The organism is Streptomyces sp. NPDC002776, from assembly GCF_053592195.1.
This window is the reverse complement of sequence record NZ_JBSFVG010000025.1, coordinates 66446-84732: the sequence shown is the minus strand read 5'-3', so window position 1 is coordinate 84732 and position 18287 is coordinate 66446. Positions and strand designations below refer to the sequence as shown.

At 72.1% G+C, this 18287-nt stretch carries 17 protein-coding genes and 2 pseudogenes; 9 read left to right on the top strand and 10 right to left on the bottom strand.

Going from position 1 to position 18287, the window contains the following annotated elements; translation table 11 throughout:
- The 5 genes and pseudogenes from ACWD11_RS32665 to ACWD11_RS32645 all read right to left on the bottom strand — a co-directional run.
- Positions 1-167: pseudogene (locus ACWD11_RS32665) on the bottom strand (ABC transporter ATP-binding protein); the annotation flags it as partial.
- Positions 168-199: 32 nt separating this feature from the next.
- Positions 200-1306, bottom strand: coding sequence for an ABC transporter substrate-binding protein (locus ACWD11_RS32660; protein WP_451287415.1), 1107 nt, complete (start codon positions 1304-1306; stop codon positions 200-202).
- A 178-nt stretch (positions 1307-1484) separates the two neighbouring features.
- Positions 1485-1586, bottom strand: a complete 102-nt coding sequence (locus ACWD11_RS32655) for a putative leader peptide (protein WP_351981591.1) — start codon at positions 1584-1586, stop codon at positions 1485-1487.
- 119 nt (positions 1587-1705) lie between these two features.
- Positions 1706-2926 carry an acyl-CoA dehydrogenase family protein gene (locus ACWD11_RS32650; RefSeq protein WP_451287413.1) on the bottom strand — a complete coding sequence of 407 codons (1221 nt, stop codon included), beginning with the start codon at positions 2924-2926 and terminating at the stop codon, positions 1706-1708.
- A gap of 13 nt (positions 2927-2939) precedes the next feature.
- Positions 2940-3464 (bottom strand): winged helix-turn-helix domain-containing protein, encoded by a 525-nt coding sequence (locus ACWD11_RS32645; protein ID WP_451287411.1) that lies wholly within the window; start codon positions 3462-3464, stop codon positions 2940-2942.
- Positions 3465-4044: 580 nt separating this feature from the next.
- Between ACWD11_RS32645 and ssuE the strand changes: the two are divergent.
- Positions 4045-4594 (top strand): annotated as a pseudogene (gene ssuE, locus ACWD11_RS32640) (NADPH-dependent FMN reductase).
- Positions 4595-4605: 11 nt separating this feature from the next.
- Here ssuE and sph read toward each other — a convergent pair.
- Both sph and ACWD11_RS32630 read right to left on the bottom strand, forming a co-directional pair.
- Complete coding sequence (gene sph / locus ACWD11_RS32635) at positions 4606-5592, bottom strand: sphingomyelin phosphodiesterase (RefSeq protein ID WP_451287409.1); 987 nt, start codon at positions 5590-5592, stop codon at positions 4606-4608.
- A 122-nt stretch (positions 5593-5714) separates the two neighbouring features.
- Complete coding sequence (locus tag ACWD11_RS32630) at positions 5715-6173, bottom strand: pyridoxamine 5'-phosphate oxidase family protein (RefSeq protein ID WP_389420204.1); 459 nt, start codon at positions 6171-6173, stop codon at positions 5715-5717.
- A gap of 155 nt (positions 6174-6328) precedes the next feature.
- Here ACWD11_RS32630 and ACWD11_RS32625 point away from each other — a divergent pair, with 155 nt between their 5' ends.
- Both ACWD11_RS32625 and ACWD11_RS32620 read left to right on the top strand, forming a co-directional pair.
- Positions 6329-6715 carry a VOC family protein gene (locus ACWD11_RS32625; protein ID WP_389420205.1) on the top strand — a complete coding sequence of 129 codons (387 nt, stop codon included), beginning with the start codon at positions 6329-6331 and terminating at the stop codon, positions 6713-6715.
- Positions 6716-7389: 674 nt separating this feature from the next.
- Positions 7390-8454, top strand: coding sequence for an adenosine deaminase (locus tag ACWD11_RS32620; protein WP_451287406.1), 1065 nt, complete (start codon positions 7390-7392; stop codon positions 8452-8454).
- On the opposite strand, the gene ACWD11_RS32615 is transcribed toward ACWD11_RS32620, so the two are convergent.
- Positions 8442-8951: a mycothiol transferase gene (locus tag ACWD11_RS32615; RefSeq protein WP_451287404.1), complete on the bottom strand. Its 510-nt coding sequence runs from the start codon at positions 8949-8951 to the stop codon at positions 8442-8444. The two genes, ACWD11_RS32620 and ACWD11_RS32615, sit on opposite strands and share 13 nt — an antisense overlap.
- A 27-nt stretch (positions 8952-8978) precedes the next feature.
- Positions 8979-9866: a LysR substrate-binding domain-containing protein gene (locus ACWD11_RS32610; protein WP_451287402.1), complete on the bottom strand. Its 888-nt coding sequence runs from the start codon at positions 9864-9866 to the stop codon at positions 8979-8981.
- A gap of 126 nt (positions 9867-9992) precedes the next feature.
- On the opposite strand from ACWD11_RS32610, the gene mgrA reads away from it, so the two are divergent.
- The 5 genes from mgrA to ACWD11_RS32585 all read left to right on the top strand — a co-directional run bounded on the left by mgrA (position 9993) and on the right by ACWD11_RS32585 (position 15624).
- Positions 9993-10982 carry an L-glyceraldehyde 3-phosphate reductase gene (gene mgrA, locus ACWD11_RS32605; RefSeq protein ID WP_389420209.1) on the top strand — a complete coding sequence of 330 codons (990 nt, stop codon included), beginning with the start codon at positions 9993-9995 and terminating at the stop codon, positions 10980-10982.
- Between the two features lie 293 nt (positions 10983-11275).
- Complete coding sequence (locus ACWD11_RS32600) at positions 11276-11686, top strand: hypothetical protein (protein WP_389420210.1); 411 nt, start codon at positions 11276-11278, stop codon at positions 11684-11686.
- 46 nt (positions 11687-11732) lie between these two features.
- On the top strand, positions 11733-14075 hold the full coding sequence (locus ACWD11_RS32595; protein ID WP_451287399.1) for an FHA domain-containing protein: 2343 nt from the start codon (positions 11733-11735) through the stop codon (positions 14073-14075).
- 9 nt (positions 14076-14084) lie between these two features.
- Positions 14085-14630, top strand: a complete 546-nt coding sequence (locus ACWD11_RS32590) for a hypothetical protein (protein ID WP_451287397.1) — start codon at positions 14085-14087, stop codon at positions 14628-14630.
- On the top strand, positions 14620-15624 hold the full coding sequence (locus ACWD11_RS32585; RefSeq protein WP_451123059.1) for a serine/threonine-protein kinase: 1005 nt from the start codon (positions 14620-14622) through the stop codon (positions 15622-15624). Before ACWD11_RS32590 ends, ACWD11_RS32585 begins: the two co-directional genes overlap by 11 nt.
- On the opposite strand, the gene ACWD11_RS32580 is transcribed toward ACWD11_RS32585, so the two are convergent.
- Entirely contained in the window at positions 15621-16886 is a 1266-nt protein-coding gene (locus ACWD11_RS32580) for a streptophobe family protein (protein WP_451287395.1), read from the bottom strand. The genes ACWD11_RS32585 and ACWD11_RS32580 overlap by 4 nt on opposite strands.
- Positions 16887-17047: 161 nt before the next feature.
- On the opposite strand from ACWD11_RS32580, the gene ACWD11_RS32575 reads away from it, so the two are divergent.
- Positions 17048-18280, top strand: a complete 1233-nt coding sequence (locus tag ACWD11_RS32575) for a DUF6777 domain-containing protein (protein WP_451287393.1) — start codon at positions 17048-17050, stop codon at positions 18278-18280.
- Positions 18281-18287: the final 7 nt, after the last annotated feature.

Genomic DNA, 18287 nt, shown 5'->3' with positions numbered 1-18287 from the left:
GCTCCCAGGAGGGTGACGAACTCACCGGGCGCGACATCGAGGGTGATGTCGTCGAGGACGAGCTGCCGCCCGGCCGGGCCGGCGAAGGACTTCGATACGTGGTCGATGCGCGCGGCGTGGTCGACCGACGTCGCCGTGCCGTCGGCCTTGGCGATCGTGATGGCCATGGTCGTCACCTCCTGGGAGCTCTGGGAATCCGCTACTTGACGCCGAGGCCGGCGTCGTCGACCTCGTCCTTGCCCTCGGCCTTGAGGACCTTGTTGAGGAGCGCGAGGTCGTAGATGCCGTCCAGGTCGGGCTGTTCCAGCAGACCGGCCTTCACCGCGTGCTCGGCCTCGGTGTCGAGGGTCGCGGCCAGCGGGTCGTCGAGGAAGCTGATCGACTTCCAGGCCGGGTCGATGACCTCGGCGGGCAGCGCCTTGCCGGACTCCTTCTCCAGGGCCTTGTTGGCGGATGCCTTGGCCTGATCCGGGTTGGCGTTGATCCACTCGTTGGTCTTCACCGAGCCGCGGAGTACGGCCTCGACGACGTCCGGGTGCTCCTTGAGGAACGTCTGGGACACGATGATGTTCGTGATCACGAACTTCTTGTCCGGCCACAGGTCGGCCTCGTCCAGCAGCGCCTTCGCGCCGTCGGCGACCAGCTTGGACGCGGTCGGCTCCGGCACCCAGGCACCGTCGATGGAACCGGACTTGTAGGCGTCCGGGGTCACCTTGTTGTCGGTGCGGACGACGGAGACGTCACCCTCGCCGCTCTGCGCGTCGACCTGCCAGCCCTGCTCGGCGATCCAGTTGAGGAAGGCCACGTCCTGGGTGTTGCCGAGCTGCGGGGTGGCGATCTTCTTGCCCTTGACGTCCTTCAGGGACTTGATCCTGTCGGGGTTCACGACGAGCTTCACCCCGCCGGACGCCGAGCCGGAGATGATCCGCAGGTTGGAGCCGTCCGCCTTGGTGTAGCCGTTGATCGCGGGGGAGGGGCCGATCCAGCCGATGTCGAGTGAACCGGAGTTGAGGGCCTCGATCTCGGAGGGGCCCGCGTTGAAGGTCGAGGCCTTGATCGTGGTGCCGCCCAGTTCCTTCTGGAAGATGCCCTCCTCGACGCCCACCAGGGCCGTGGCGTGCGTGAGGTTCGGGAAGTAGCCGATCCGCACCTCGTCGGCGGAGAGCTTCTTGGCGTCGGCCGCGACCTGCGCCTGCTTGTCGTCGTCGGCGGAGTCCGAACCGTAACCGCATGCGGTGAGCAGGAGGGGGAGCGCGGCTATGGCGGCGAGGGTGCGCAGGGTGGTGAGCGGTCTTGCGGCAGACACGGAGGTGTCCTCTCGGGAGTCGTGGATCAGGGGTACGCGGGCACACGCCTGCTCCGGGGAGGGCGCGGGTGATCGCTGAAGGAAGTACGGGGGCCGACACGCTCGGCGAACGGCCTCAAGCGGGGCCGACAGCTCGGCTCACAGTCTCGAGTCGAGGCCGACAGGTCGGCCTCCGGCCTCAGACGGGCCGACAGATGGCGCTCGACGTACGGCGCAGGTCGATGTGGCGGCGGGAGGTCAGCAGCGGCAGCGAAAGCGCTGCGCGGACGCACGGTCCCATGGCCACCCCCATCGATTCCTAGCTTTCCTACCTGGTTGCTAGGGATCGTGGCAGAAGTCGGCCGCCGGCCCAAGAGGGCGTTCGCATGCTGGACGAGCTGATCTTGCTGAGTGAGATGCTCAGACCGGGAGCGTGAACGGCGGGTGTTCCCCGCTGAGGAAGTAGCCGCCCACATCGCGGAGTCGATGGGTCACGGGCTCCTGCAGTGTGTGGGTCCTGGCGTTGCGCCAGAAGCGGTCCAGGCCCAGACGCGCGGAGGTCGAGTGGGCGCCGATGATGTCCGGGGCGCGGGCCGTGGATTCGTGTGCGGCCTTGGCGGCGGCGGCCTCGGCGACCGCCACCAGGACCGAGATCTCGGCGCCCTCGTCGTACGTGAGGTCCGCTCCGCGTCGCAGCCCGCTGTCCAGGGCGGTCAGCGCCTCGGTGGCGAGTGCGGACGCGGCGCGCGTGAGGACGGTGAGCTCCCCGAACTCGGTGAGAGTGAGGGGGTCTTGGAGGGCTCCGGCCGACCGGTCCGGGTGCCAGGACGAGTGGCCGATCCTGCTGTACTCACGGGCCTCGGCGAGCACCCCTTCGGCCAGGCCGAGACAGACCTGGACCGAGACCAGCCGCCCCAGTGGCGAGGCCAGCGAGGCCGCCGGGGACAGGACGTCCTCGTCGACGGAGAGGGGGCCCAGCACCTCGTCGGCGTGCACGCGGACGCCGTCGAACTCCACGCTCCCCCCGGCGGCGAGCCGCTGGCCGAAGGGGTCGGTGTCGTCGTCGATCCGTACGCCCTCCCGGCCGGGGTCGGCCACGACGGCGAGCGGTTCACCGGTGTCGGCGCGCACCGCTCGTACCGCCAGCCGGTCGGCGACCAGCACTCCGGTGGGATAGCTCTGCCGACCGTCGAGCACGTACCCGTCCCCCGACGACACCAGCGTCAGCCGCGGCTCCTGGCGGGCGATTCCGCCGCCCCAGCACCACTGTTCGGCCGCCGACCGCTGTTCGAGGCGCGCGGCGAGCGCCGGTTCGGCGAAGAGCCGGGCGCTGCACGACATGACGTAGTGACAGCCGAGCAGCCGGCCGATGGCGGCGTCGGCGCCGGCGAGCTCCCGGACGACCGCGTAGGCGGTGGGCCAGCCCGCGTCGCCGCCCCCGAGCGCGGCCGGGACCAGCAGCGTCAGCAGTCCCGCCTCCCGTAGCCGGGACACCTCGTCGAAGGGCGCCTTGCCCGCCTGTTCCCTGGTCACCGCGTCGGTGGCCAGGTCGTCAGCCGTCTCCCGGGCCACCCGCATCCAGTGCGGGCGCTCCGGTACGGGCGGCGGGGTGGGCCGGGGCGGGGTGGGGGCGACGCCCATCGAAGTGCTCTCCTCAGAGTCGGGTGCGCGGCGCGGCGTCGGAGCCGCTGACCGGCCGGCCGGGCACGTACTTGTAGCCCACGCTGCGCACGGTGACGATCCGGTCCCGGTAGGCCTTGCCGAGCTTGCGGCGCAGCCGCGCGATGTGGACGTCCACGGTGCGGCCGTCGCCGACATGGTCGTAGCCCCAGATCTCAGCCATCAGCCGCTCACGGGTGTGCACGTGCTGGGGGTGCCGGACGAGATGGGCCAGCAGCTCGAACTCCAGGTAGGTGAGGTCGAGTTCGCGTCCTTCGACCTCCGCCACATGGCGTTCGGGGTCGATGTGGACGTCGTCGCCCGCCGGTTGCCGGACCGGAGGCGCCACCGGCTGCACTCCGGCCCGGGCGAAGAGCTCGGCGGGATCGGTGCCCTCGGGCACGAGGACGAAATAGCCGACGAGGGGCGGGGAGCCGGGCGCGGTGTCCTGCGGGATGTCGTCCACGAGGCGCAGATGGCGCACGTCGGACAGGGGAGTGCTGGGAAGTGCCGTGGTCATGGCGTTCGCCCTTCAGGGGAGTGAGCGGAGAGAAGGAGCGGAGCGGCGACGCGCGATGCGTGCCTTACGCGCGACAGCAGGCGGCACTGACGACGTGACCAAAGTCGACATGCCGACGACGTACGAGTCGTTGCTGCGTGTGGGACATGGGCACCATCCTGCGCACCCGGCAGGAGTCCCGTCAATGCTTTCCTAGTAACTCGATAGGAAAAGTAGAGAAGGTTGGCGAAAGGTGCGCTGCCCTGATCAATCGGTTCGCATGACTCCTCAGCCACGTCTGGTCTCACGCGACCACATCGACTTCGGTCGGGTGTGCTCCGCCGTGTGTTGCCCCTGAGGCGGCAGCGGGCCGTCCGACCGGCCCTCCTTCCTCCCTCGCTGACCTTGTCGCGGGCCTGACTTCTCGCGTGCGCTGTCGCAGCGCCGCCCATCCTTCAGGCGCCGGGTGTCGTCCCCCCCGCTGCTGACGACCCGTCCCCCTGGTCTGCGCGAGGTGTTCAAGCGCCGGGGCCTGCGTCCGGAACCGACCCTCCGGGCCTGTCCAAGGCCCCCTCATATCGCCGTACTCGAAAGATTCCCCATGGCCACCATCCTCTCCGTCTCCGCAAGCCCCACCGCCGCCTCCCGCACCGCCCGCCTGCTGCGGCACCTGGACGACCGGCTCACGGCCCAGGGACACGAGGTGCTGGATGTCCGCACCCTGCCGGCCGATGCCCTCCTGGGGGCCGACATCCGTCACCCGGTGATCGTCGAGACCACCGCCCTCGTCGAGCGGTCGGACGGCCTCGTGATCGGCACCCCCGTCTACAAGGCCGCCTACTCGGGCCTGCTGAAGGCGCTGCTCGACCTGCTCCCGCAGTACGCCCTGGCGGGAAAGACCGTCCTGCCGCTGGCCACCGGCGGCACCACCGCCCATGTCCTCGCCATCGGCTACGCCCTGCGCCCCGTCCTGAACTCCATGGGCCCGGCCCACATCACCCCGGGCTGGTTCACGCTGGACAAGGACATCACCGTCGGGAACGACGGCACCCTCACCGTCGCCCCGGGCTCCGCCGAGGTCCTGGCCCAGGTCACCGACCAGTTCTCCCCTCGCCCTCGGCGGCCGCCCCGTACTGGCCGCCGCCGGCTGAACCCGCCGTGATCAGCCCGCCGACCCGGTCACCGGGTAGTGGTCCGACAGATTGGTGTACGTGTGGTCGGTGCCCCAACTCGACACCGTCCAGGGCGCACTCCGCTCCTTGACGACGTCGTTCTTCCATACGGCCGGACGGACGTGGCCCGCGCGGTGCAGGACATGGTCCAGGTCCTCGCGCGGGTCGTCCGGGTAGCGGTCGCGCGCCAGGGAGTTGTCCTGGGTGTCGAAGGAGTACGGGTGCCCGGTGCGTGCGTCGGCGCCGACCAGACCCGCGTCGGTGAGCATCGTGCCGTACTCCGCGGTGTGCGAATCGACGTTCAAGTCACCCGCGACCAGCACCTGTTCACCCGCCGGGATGTACTTGGCATCCAGGAACGCGTCGATCGTCCGGAACTGACGGCTGCGCATCGCGGCCGCCTCACCGGCGTCGCAGCCGGGGTCGGTGGACTGGGCGTGCGTGCCGACGACGTGCACCTTGGTGCCGCCGACGTTCAACACCACGTACGCGAAGCCCTTGTTGGACCACCAGTCCGCGCCGCACGCGTCCTGGTAGACGTGCTGCTCCTTGCGGACGATCGGCCACTTGCTGAGCACCGTCACCCCCCCGTCCTCCGGCGTCGTCGCCGAGTACGCCCCGCCCGTCGCGTCCCAGCCGGTCCTGCTCCGGCCGACCACGGGCGTCTGGTGCGGATAGACGCTCGCGGCGGCCGACCTCAGCGCGTCCGAGGAGGAGTTGTCGAACGCCTCCTGGACGACCACCACGTCGTTGCCCTGGAAGAACGGTGCCTTCACGATCTCGGCGGCCCGGTGGTCCTGGCCCCAGTTCGGGTAGAGGCTCTTGCTGAAAAGGAACACGTTGTACGACAACACCTTCAGCGCCGGGGTCTGTTCGGCGGCGGACGCGGGGGGCGTCGCGCCGGCCAGACCCGCGACGGCGAGCGAGAGGGCGAGCGCGGCCGATCCCTGTGCACGGCGCTGTGCGGAAAGCGTCACTGGTTCTCCCTGTGGTGGAGGGGGGCTTGGGTGGCGCCGCACATCAAACCAGCAGGGGTTACCCTCAGGTAACACCTTTGGGGGAGTCGGATGTCCCGCGGCGGTACAAGGGCCGAAACTGTCTAGACGAGCCAGTCACCGTCCCGCATCAGATGCCGCTGCGGCAGCTCCCGCTGCTCGTGCCAGGCCTGCACTGCCAGCGGGCGCACCCGGAAGAAGGCGTACGGCGCGCGCTCGGCGCGCGGGTCCCAGCCGGTCCTGGCCGCGAACGCCGCCGCCGCCGCGGCCGGCACCTCCTCAGCGGTGAACGCCTCCGCCTCGCCGTCGATGAGGACGACATCACGGGTGTCCCCGAACGCCAGCCGGGTGCGCCGCCCGTTGCGCAGATTGCGGCCCGTGGGGTTGGTGCCCCGGGTCGACAGCCAGAGCGCCTCGCCGTCCCAGACGAACCAGAGCGCCACCAGACACGGCACGCCGTCGGCGTCCGCCGTGGAGACCCAGATGTCGATCTCCCGCTCCAGCCGGTCGAGGACGTCGCGTCGGCGCTGTTCGGGGGTGCGGGGCGGATCGGTGATCGTCATGCCGGGGACGCTACCGAGTGCCGTGCCGGGACGCCTCGGCCCGTGGGCCTAGGCCTGCGGAACGAGCCGTCCGCGGTGTCGCGGTCATGGACTGGCGCGCGGGTGGGTTTTACGTATAACCTCTCCCGTCAATCGCCCGTCCCCGGAAGGTACCGATGAGACGCATCGCCCTGGTCACCCTCGTCGTCGACGACTACGACGAGGCGATCCGCTTCTACACCGACGCCCTCGGGTTCCGGCTCGCCGAGGACAGCCCGCGCCCGGACGGCTCGCGCTGGGTCGTGGTGGAGCCCGGCGAGCAGGGGACCGGTCTGCTGCTGGCCCGCGCCAAGGGTGACGCCCAGGCCGCCCGGGTCGGCGACCAGACCGGCGGGCGCGTCGGGTTCTTCCTGTACACCGACGACTTCGCCCGCGACCATGCCCGGATGCTCGCCGCGGGCGTGACCTTCCTGGAGGAGCCGCGCCACGAGCCCTACGGCTCGGTCGCCGTCTTCCAGGACCTGCACGGCAACCGCTGGGACCTGCTCCAGTCCGCCGACTGAGCCCGGCCCGCGGCACCGCCGGGCAGCGCTGGGCTGGCTCGGGCCCGACCACGCGGCACCGCCGGGCCAGCTCGGAGCCCGGCCCCCGCCGCACTGCCGGGCGGCAGTTGGGGCGGCTCGGGCCCGGCCGCCGCACCGCCGGGTAACCGTCGGGGTAGCTCGGGCCCGGCCGCCGCACCACAGGGCAACCGCTGAGCCCCGGTCGGGCTTGCCGACTGACCCCCGCAGACCCGCCCCGCCGAGCACCCGCCGGTGCCCGCTCAAGCCCGCCGACCAACCCCCGCCCGCCACACCACCGCGCACCCGCCGGTGCCCGCTCGAGCCCGCCGACTGACCCCCGCCCGCCACACCACCACGCACCCGTCGGTGCCCGCTCAAGCCCGCCGACCGACCCCCGCAGACCCGCCCCGCCGCGCACCCGCCAGACCCCCTCAAGCCCGCCGACCAACCCCGCCCGCCACACCACCACGCACCCGCCGGTGCCCGCTCAAGCCCGCCGACCGACCCCCGTAGACCCGCCCCGCCGCGCACCCGCCAGACCCCCCTCAAGTCCGCCAACCACCCCGTGCCGCACACCCGGCAACAGCCAAAACCTGCCCCGCCCGCCCGGCTGAGGCCCCCGCCCGCTCCACCACCACTCCAAACCGCCCCACCCGCCCAAGGAAAGACCCGCCATGATCGCTACGCGCGTAGATATCGACGTGATCCGCCGGCTCCCCAAGGCCGTCCTGCACGACCACCTCGACGGCGGCCTGCGCCCCGCCACCGTCGTGGAGCTCGCCGAGTCCGTCGGCCACACCCTGCCGACCACCGACCCGGACGAGCTCGCCGCCTGGTACTTCGCGGCCGCGAACTCCGGTGACCTGGTCCGCTACATCGCCACCTTCGAGCACACCCTCGCCGTGATGCAGACCCGCGAGGGCCTGCTGCGCACCGCCGAGGAGTACGTGCTGGACCTGGCCGCGGACGGTGTCGTCTACGCCGAGGTGCGCTACGCCCCCGAGCTGAACACCGCCGGCGGGCTCGCCCTCGCCGAGGTCGTCGAGACCGTCCAGGAGGGTCTGGCGGCCGGAATGGCGAAGGCGGCCGCGGCCGGCACCCCGGTCCGCATCGGCACCCTGCTCTGCGGCATGCGCATGTTCGACCGGGTGCGCGAGGCCGCCGACCTGGCCGTCGCCTTCCGGGACGCCGGTGTCGTCGGCTTCGACATCGCCGGTGCCGAGGCCGGTTTCCCCGCCGCCGACCACCTCGGCGCCTTCGAGCACCTGCGTCGCGAGAACGTGCCCTTCACCATCCACGCCGGTGAGGCCGACGGCCTGTCCAGCATCCACCAGGCGGTTCAGATCTGCGGCGCCCAGCGCCTCGGTCACGGCGTGCGCATCACCGACGACATCGTCGACGGCAAGCTCGGCCGGCTCGCCGGCTGGGTCCGTGACCGCCGGATCGCGCTGGAGATGTGCCCGACCTCCAACCTGCAGACCGGCGCCGCCACCTCCATAGCCGAGCACCCCATCACCGCCCTGAAGGACCTCGGCTTCCGCGTCACCCTCAACACCGACAACCGTCTGGTGTCCGGTACCACGATGACGCGCGAGATGTCCCTGCTGGTCGAGCAGGCCGGCTGGACGGTGGAGGACCTGCGCACGGTCACGGTGAACGCCGTCAAGAGCGCGTTCATCCCGTTCGACGAGCGCAAGGCCCTCATCGAGGACGTAATCCTGCCGGGTTACGCGCTCTGAAGCAGTCCGCGGACGTAGGCGGCCTGTCCGATGTGCTGGAGATCGTCGGACAGGACGCTGACCAGCCGGACGCCCAGGGTGACCGGCGGGTCCCAGCGCTCGTCGACGATGCGCTCCAGATCCTTGGCGGGCAGCTCTCGCAGCGCTCCGAGGGTCTGGGCGTGGACGGCGTCGTAGTACCCGGTCAGCAGGTCACCGGAGCCGACCCGCACCTTGCCGACCTGCGCCGAGGTGTGCCCGTACCCGATGTCGCTGGGGGGCAGGTCGAGGCCGAAGGTCTGCTGGAAGTCCTGGCTGAGCCACACCTGGTCGAGGCCGAAGGCGTCGGCGATGTGGTCGTCCTGGACGCGGGTGAGATGCCAGATGAGCCAGGCGATGGAGTTGGCGTCCGGGCCGGGCCGGGCGTGCAGGCCGTCGGGGGAGAGGCCCTCGACCGTGGCGTGGACTTCTTCCTGGATGCGGCTGAAACCGTCGATGAGGATGTCCTTGGCGTGCATGGCTCCACCATCGCGCACAGCCGTCCTTCACGCGCCCTCTGTCTCCAGCAACTCCATCAGCGCCCGCGCCGCCGGGCTCGTGGCCTGCAGCGGCGGCAGCAGGGCGACCGTCTCGTACACCCGCTCGCCGGTGCCCTTGACCGGCAGCGCGATCAGTGACTCCCGCTTGTGGCGGAAGTGGCGCGGTACGACGGCGATGCCGAGGTTCTCGTCCACCAGGTCCAGCAGGCTGTGCACGTCGTTGACCTCCAGGGCGACCGTCCGCCGTACGCCCGCGGCGGCGAACGCGGCGTCGGTGGTGCGGCGCGGTCCCCAGTCCGGGTGGAAGTCGACGAACACCTCCGCGCCCAGCTCCTCCGGGGTGACCGGGGCTCCGGTGGCGGCGAGCCGGTGGCTCGGGTGGCACAGCACCGTCATGGGCTCGCTGGTCAGCGGTACGGCGCGGAGCTGGTCGGTGTCCTCCTGCGCCGTACGCACGGCGAAGGCCAGGTCCAGGCGACCGGCCGCGACCTCCTCCGCGAGCGCCCCCGCGCCGGCCTGGCGCAGGCAGATCTCCACGTCCGGATGGCGGCGCCGGAACGCGGCCAGCAGCCCCGCCACATGCACCCCGGCGATGCACTGCTCGGAGCCCAGCGCCAGCATCCCGCGCAGCACACCCTGCACCGCGGCCACCGCCTCGTGGGCCGACCGCACCTGCGCGAGGATCCGCTCCGCCTCGCCCAGCAGCGCGCGCCCGGCCGGCGTGAGCGTCACGCTGCGGGTGGTGCGTACGAAGAGCGGGGTCTGGAGTTCCCGTTCCAGGGAGCGGATCGAGGCGGAGAGTCCGGACTGGGAGACCATGAGCCGTTCGGCGGCCCGGGTGAAATGCTGGTCCTCGGCGACCGCGACGAAGTGCTGGAGATGGCGCAGTTCCATGACTGAGAAGCGTATCCGCTGAATTCCATCGGATTCTTCTGTTGGACCGATGCCCACAGGTCACGAAAGAGTGGGCTCGGTTCTCAGGGACCCTGGTTCCCCCGTGCCCACCCCTCTGGAGTCGCGTTGTACACCGCACACCCCGACCGCTACGCGGACATGCCCTACCGGCGCACCGGACGCAGCGGCCTCAAGCTCCCCGCCCTGTCCCTCGGTCTGTGGCACAACTTCGGCCCGGACCGCCCGGTCGAGACCCAGCGGGCCATCCTGCGCCGCGCCTTCGACCTCGGCGTCACCCACTTCGACCTGGCCAACAACTACGGCCCGCCGCCCGGCGCCGCCGAGTCGGCGCTCGGTGAGGCGCTGAAGGCGGACTTCGCGGCCTACCGCGACGAACTCGTCATCTCCACGAAGGCCGGATACCTGATGTGGCCGGGACCGTACGGCGAGTGGGGCTCGCGCAAGTACCTCATGTCCTCGCTCGACCAGAGCCTGCGGCGGATGGGCCTGGATCACGTCGACATCTTCTACTCGCACCGCCCGGACCCGGAGACTCCGCTGGAGGAGACGATGGGCGCGCTGCACTCGGCCGTCCAGCAGGGCAAGGCGCTGTACGTCGGCGTCTCCAACTACTCCCCGGAGCAGACCCGGGAGGCGGCCCGCATCCTCGGTGAGCTGGGTACCCCGCTGCTGATCCACCAGCCGCGCTACTCCATGCTCGACCGCCGCCCGGAGGAGGGCCTGCTCGACGTTCTCGACGAGCTGCGGATCGGTTCCATCGCCTACTCGCCGCTGGAGCAGGGCCTGCTGACGGGCCGCTATCTGAACGGCATCCCGGAGGACTCCCGGGCCGCGAGCGACAGCCCCTTCCTCAGCTCCGACGCCCTCACCGAGGACCTGGTGGCCCGGCTGCGCACCCTCGCCGACCTCGCCAAGGACCGCGGCCAGACGCCGGCGCAGATGGCGCTGGCCTGGGTGCTGCGCGGCGGCCGGGTGACCTCGGCCCTGGTCGGCGCGAGCAGCCCGCAGCAGCTGGAGGACAGCGTGGCGGCGATCGGCAACCTGGACTTCGACGCGGAGGAGCTGTCCCGCATCGACGAGGCCGTGAAGGCCTGAGCCCGAGGTGACGCCCCGCCGGACCCGGCGGGGCGTCGGTCGCCGGAGCGGCCGAGGAGCGCCTGACCGCCGTCTTGCCTGGGAAAACCTGCCCCTATCGTCTTTCGGCCATCGATCTTGGCGAATATGCCAGGAGAGTGGCCAAAAAGTCATGGTGACAGTGATTCAGTAGTGAACATACTCAATCGCAGAGGGCACTTCACCCGCAGCGAAGACCCCATCACGCACAGCAGCTGAGCCGCCCGGAAAGCGAGGCCCGGCCCACCGGCGAGCGCACCACGGGGGAGTGAGACGTGCACGACGAATTCCTGTGCCATGTCACCGCGTACGGCACCTGCGGCGGCCGGCGCATCGGCGTACCGCTCGGCACCTACCGGGCGCCCACCCTGGCCCTCGCCCTGTGGTGGCTGCGCGACCGGGCGGCGTGGATCGCCGAGCGGCTGGACCCGCACCCCGACGCCGAGCACTTACCCGCGGGGGCGCTCGTCCCGGTCGCCGGCACCGTGCCCGACGTGCCCGCCGTACTGCGCGCCTGGTGCGGAGACACCGCTCAACAGGAGCTGGTCGCGGAGCAGTTGGCGGCCGGACGGCTGGTCCGTATCGCCACCCACGACGACACCACCGAGTACGAGCTGCTCGCAGAGTCGATCGACGCGCTGCGGATGCAGCGCACCAGCCCCGCCCTGGTCGTCCCGGTCGCCTGATCCTCCGCGCCAGGCGCATAAGTGGGCCGATCGGTAGAATTCAGGCATGGCGGAGCGACCGCTCGCACCGACTGCGCCCGTACTCGTGCTGGAGACCGAGTCGGGCTCCACCGTGATGACCCCGAGCCGCGACTACCACGTAGGACGCGACCCGCTCAGCGACATCGTCATCGACGACGCACGCGTCTCCTGGCACCACGCCGTCCTGCGCCCCGAGTCCGACCACTGGACGCTGGAGGACGAGGGCAGCACCAACGGCACCTACACCGACGGCCACCGCGTCCACGAGTGGGACGTCGGGCCGGGCACCGTGATCCGCTTCGGCAACCCCGCCGACGGCCCCCGCGCCGTCCTCCTCGGCCGACCGGAAACCGCCGTCCCCGAGCGCCCCTCGGCCGTCTCGATGCCCGCGCAGACCGGCACCTTCCGGCAGCCGACGAGCGTACGGCAGCTGCCCGCCCGTACCGTCCGCATCGGCCGCGCCGCCGACAACGACCTCGTCCTCGACGACCTCGTCGTCTCCCGCTACCACGCGGAGCTGCGCGCCCTGCCCGACGGCGGCCACGAGATCGCCGACCTGGGCAGCCACAACGGCACCTTCCTCAACGGCAGCCCCGTCACCACCGCCCCCCTGCTCCCCGGCGACGTCGTCGGCATCGGACACTCGGCGTTCTGCCTGGTCGGCGACGAGCTGCAGGAGTACGTCGACACCGGCGAGGTCTCCCTGGAGGTGCAGGACCTCACCGTCGCCGTCGACCGCGGCCGTAAGACCCTGCTCGACGACGTCTCCTTCCCGGTGGGGGAGAAGTGCCTGCTCGCGGTGGTCGGACCGAGCGGCGCCGGAAAGTCCACCCTGCTCAACGCCCTCACCGGACAGCGGCCCGCCGACCACGGCACCGTCGTCTACGACGGCCGCGACCTCTACCGCGACTACGCCGAGCTGCGCCAGCGCATCGGCCTGGTCCCGCAGGACGACATCCTGCATTCCCAGCTCACCGTCCGCGCCGCCCTGTCCTACGCCGCCGAACTCCGCTTCCCGCAGGACACCGCCAAGGCCGAACGCCGCGCCAGGGTCGACGAGGTCATCGGGGAACTCGGCCTGGAGCAGCGCGCCGGACAGCCCGTGCACAGCCTCTCCGGCGGCCAGCGCAAGCGCGTCAGCGTGGCCCTGGAACTGCTCACCAAACCGTCCCTGCTCTTCCTGGACGAACCGACCTCGGGGCTCGACCCCGGCATGGACCGCTCGGTGATGCACATGCTGCGCGACCTGGCGGACGACGGCCGTACCGTCATCGTCGTCACCCACAGCGTGCTCAGCCTGGACGTCTGCGACCGCCTCCTGGTCCTCGCGCCCGGCGGCCGGATCGCCTACTACGGCCCGCCCGAGGACGCCCTCGCCTTCTTCGGCTTCGCACAGTGGCCGGAGGCCTTCGAGGCCTTCGAACGCGACCAGGACCGCGACTGGGCCGGCGACTACGCCGCCTCGCCCCTGCACCGCCGCTATGTCGCCGACGCCGCCGCCCAGCCGCGGCTGCTGCGCTCCGGACCGGTCGTCATCACCCCGCCGAGCCGGCCGCGCAGCCGCGGCGCCCAGCTCGGCACGCTGATCCGCCGCTACGGCGCCGCGCTCAGCGCCGACCGCACCTTCCTCGCGATCATGATCGCCCTGCCGTTCGTGATGGGCGCCATGGCCCGCGCCCTGGCCGGCAGCGCCCTGACCCGCGAGACCGCGCTGAACGCCCTGCTCATCCTGTGCGTCGGCGCGGTCCTCACCGGCGCCGCGAACGCCGTGCGTGAACTCGTCAAGGAACGGGTGATCTACCGGCGTGAACGCGCCGTCGGCCTGTCCAGATCGGCGTACCTGATGTCGAAGGTCGTGGTGCTCGGCACGATCACCGTGCTCCAGGCCGTGGTGCTGACGCTCGTCGGCCTGCTCGGCGTCGATCTCAACGCCCCCGGCGGCGAGGGCGTGCTGCTGCCGCCCCTGGCCGAGATCATCGTCGCCGTCGCCCTGCTGGCCTTCACCGCGATGATGCTCGGCCTGCTGGTGTCCGCGCTGGTGCGCAAGGAAGAGGTGACAATGCCGCTGCTGGTGCTGCTGGCCATCGTCCAGGTGGTGTTCTGCGGCGCCCTGCTGAAACTCGACGGCGTGCCCGGCCTGGAACAGCTCGCCTGGCTGGTGCCCTCGCGGTGGGCGCTGGGCGCGATGGCCGGCACCGTCGATCTGGCGCGGCTCGTCCCCGGCGAGCTGACCGGCGACCCCCTGTTCCGCCACTCGGCGGGCGTCTGGCTGCTCAACATCGGCATGCTGATCGTGCTGTCGGTGGTCTTCGGCTACGTGGTCTCCCGGCTGCTGCGCCGCCAAGAACCCGTCGTGATGCGGAAGTAGGCCGAGACCATGGCGACACCCGGATTCCGGCCCACGCACGTCGTCCCCGCCCACGGGATGCCGGCCTGGCAGAGCCCCGACCCGGCCCGGCCCACCGTGCCGCTCGACCCGCTGCTGCCGGTGCAGCTCATCGAGCGACGCGGCGACTGGGGCCACGTCCTGTGCGCCAACGGCTGGTCGGCCTGGGTCGACGGCCGCCATCTGGTCGCCGTGCCCCAGGACCCGCCCACCCCCGACGCCGCCCCGGCCCGCACCGCCGACCCCCGGCCCCAGCTCGTCCGCGCCGAGCAGAACCTCGCCCGCTACCGGGCCGCGCTGGAGGATCTCGCGGCCGGCGGCCTGGACGGCGAGTCCTTCCGCGACCGCACCCGCGGGCTGCGGATCGGCGTGGTCGTCGAGGGCGAGCACGTATGGCTCTACGACACCGAGCACGGACGCTGGGTCTACGCCGACGGCCTGCGACTGACCACCTTCGCCACGGACGAGGCGCCCCGCGCCGCCACCGGGAACCGTGACCACACCGCCACCCAGGTGGTGACCCCGGATGGGCCATGAGACGAGCCTCTTCTCGGGCCGCCCCTCCGAGCTGATCGGCAAGCAGATCGCCGCCTACCGCATCGAGCAGGAGATCGGCCGCGGCGGCATGGCCGTCGTCTACCGGGCCCGCGACCTGCGCCTGGACCGCACCGTCGCGCTGAAGCTGCTCGCCCCCGAACTCGCCCGCAACGACACCTTCCGCCGCCGTTTCACCCATGAGTCCCGGGCCGCCGCCGCGATCGACCACCCGCACATCGTGCCCGTCTTCGAGGCGGGCGAGACCGACGGCGTCCTGTACATCGCCATGCGCTACGTCGCCGGCAGCGACCTGCGCCACCTCCTGGACCGGCAGGGCCCCCTGGCGCCGGCGACGGCCCTGCGGATCGCCGCGCAGGTGGCGTCCGCGCTGGACGCCGCCCACGAGCACGGGCTGGTCCACCGGGACGTGAAACCCGGCAACATCCTGGTCGCCCGCGGCACCGACAGCGACCACCCCGAGCACGCATATCTGACCGACTTCGGGCTGACCAAGAAGTCGCTGTCCCTGACCGGCTTCACCACCGTCGGACAGTTCGTCGGCACGCTGGACTACGTGGCGCCCGAGCAGATCTCCGGCAAACCGGTCGACGCGCGCTGCGACGTGTACGGCTTCGCCTGCGTCGTCCACGAGTGCCTGGCGGCGCGGCCGCCCTTCCGGCGGGACGACGACATGGCGCTGCTGTGGGCGCATCAGTACGACGAACCGCCGCCGCTGACCTCCTCCCGGCCCGACCTCCCGGCACCGGTCGACGCGGTCTTCGCCAAGGCGCTGGCCAAAAGCCCCGACGACCGGTACGACTCCTGCCTGGCCTTCGTGGCGGCGCTGCGCCTCGCCCTGAGGGGCGACCCGGAGCGGGCCCACCCGCCGACCCGGGTGGACGTACGGGCCGTGGACCAGGGGGACGAGCGGGCCGAGGGGCCGAAGCCGCCGCCGCGGTGGGCCGAGCCGTTCTTCGGCGGGAGGTACAGCTAGCGCGGCACTTCGCCCCGCCGGTGCACCGGCCGCGCCAGCAGGGCGCCCAGGAATCCCGCCACCAGGCCCCACAGCAGCGCGAAGCCCAGCGCGCCCCAGATCCGCGGCTTCAGCACCAGCTCCCCGGCCAGGTCGCCCCCCAGGTCGCCGATGCCGAGGACGGACAGGCCGTAGTGCGCCGTGATCCGGGCGACCAGGCAGATCATCAGCACCGTCAGTGCCAGCGCCACCGCCATCCGCACCGCGTGCTGCCAGGCCCGCATCCGGCGCGGGGAACGGGCCGCCATCACGAACGCGGCGGCGAGCACCAGGACCGCGTCGACGACCACCAGCCACCACACCCGGCCGTCGTGCTCGGCGAGCGTGCCCAGATTCAGGGCAGCGGTGTCCGAGCCGCGCAGCACCTCGTCCAGGACATGCGGCATCGGCAGGCCGAACGGGCCGTCGACCCGGCCGTCCCAGGTGGCGCCGAGACCGATGGTGAAGGCCAGCCACACCAGGTTCGGCAGACCGAGCAGCAGCACCGCCAGGGTCTCCGCCGCGTGGCCGCGGGTGGCGGCGACGACCAGACCGATGACGGCGCCCAGAGCGGCGCAGGCGAGCAGCAGCACGACCATGGCGTACGCGGCGGGCCGCACCGCCTCCTGGAAGCGCAGCAGCCGGGGCGGCAGGGGAGCCCCGCGGGACACCAGCAGCGCCAGGACCAGCACGCCCGCCAGCCACAACAGGCCGAAGAGCAGGGTGAGCGGCACGTCCGCGCGGAAGCCGACCCGGGGCGTGACGCCGAAGATTTCCCCCAGTTCGCCGAGCGTGTCGTCGCCCAGGGAGACGGTGAAGGTCTGCCGGGCGGCCAGCGCCAGCCCGAGAAGCGCCAGCAGCCACAGTACGGCGATCCGGGCCGCCCACCCCGCCAGCTCGCGCGCCCCGGCCACCGCCCGGTGCCGCAGCGGCCGCAGGAAACCGGCGGCGATCACCAGCGCGCCGACGAGGGTGACCGACAGCGGGATCACGGCGAGGCCGGCCGCGGACTCGGCGAGGCCGCCGGCGTCGCCCGACATCTCCACGGCGCCGCCCACGGCGGTCACCACGGTCGCCGCGGCGACCCGCGGGAAGGCGCCGTCCGGAAGGCCGGCCGCCCCCGCCGCCCACAGGCCGAGCGTCGCGACGACCGCCATGGCGAGCAGTCCGGCCAGCACGGCGACGACGGCCTGCGGCCAGCCGTGGCGGGCCACTGCCTGGTCGGAGGGGGTGCGCGTGATCACCCTGCCACGCTAAGCAGCCTCCGTCCGCCCCGCCTGCCGGGAGGGCCGTCCGCGTCGGCTTGCGCAGCGCACCGGCCCGGAGCACACAATGGTGATGATATGGAGAAACACGGCTATTGCGGTGAAAGGCCGTGAGAGTCCCCTATCGGGAAGAAGGGCTCGTGAGCGCCGAACCTCCCTCCTCGGGCAGGCCCACAGGACCCCCTTCGGGACCCCTGTCCGGCCCCTCGCAGCCACCTACCGGTCCGCCCTCCCAGCCCCCGGGCGGCAGCGGCGCCGGCCTGCCCCCGAGCACCGGTGGCGGCAATGTCCCCCCGCCACCGGAACCCCGTCGGCCGTGGTGGCGGTCAGTGCCGCGGATCGCCGTGCTCGCCACGGTCGTGGTCGCGGCCGTGGTCATCGCCGTCGTCCTCGGCCGCGGTGGCGGTGGCGGCGGTGGCTCCGCGGCGGGCGGCGAGGTCTTCCTCCAGGCCGCCGGGAAGACCGGCCCCGACCCCTTCACCGAGTCCACCGCGAAGGACAGCTCCGCCCCGCCGGCCACCCCCTCCCCGGCCACCGAGTCCCCCACGGGCAACGCCGTCCGCGGCGTCGACGGCGCGGCGCCCGGCCTGTACGGCGGCACCCGCAACGCCGCCAGCTGCGACGTGGAGAAGCAGATCAAGGCACTCCAGGCGGAACCGGCGAAGAACAGGGCGTTCGCCTCCGTCGCCCGCGTCGACCCCGCCGGCGTTCCGGCCTATCTGCGCGGCCTCACCCCCGTGCAGCTGCGCATGGACACCCGCGTCACCAACCACGGCTACCGCGACGGCACCGCCACCAGCTACCAGGCCGTCCTCCAGAGCGGCACCGCCGTCCTCGTCGACGACCGCGGAGTGCCCCGGGTGCGCTGCGCCTGCGGCAACCCGCTGACCGAGCCGGTGGCCCAGCAGAGGCCGAGGACCACGGGCGACTCCTGGCCGTCGTACAAGTCCTCGAACGTCATCGTGGTCGCCCCCGCCACCACCGTCGTCGAGGTCTTCGTCGTCCACGACCCCGAGCGCGGCGACTGGTTCGAGCGGCACCCCGGTGACACCGGCTCCAAGGACCGCAAGACGGACCCGCCCGCCCGCCAGCCCTCCCCGTCGGTGACCGAACCGCCCTCCACGTCGACATCCCCCGACACCCCTCCGGCCTGCCCGGACACGCCCGACGGCGCGGAGAACACCTGCCCGCCGACCTCCATCACCCCTTCCGGCCAGATCCAGCCGCCGACCCCGGCGCCCCCTGCCTCCCAGCCCCCGGCGGAGCCGGAGTCACCCGGGACGACCACCCCTGAAGTGCCGCTGACCTCGGACTCGACCGCCACGGCGACCCAGTCCCTGCCGGGCGTCAGCCCGCTGACTCCGTCGATGTGACGTATTC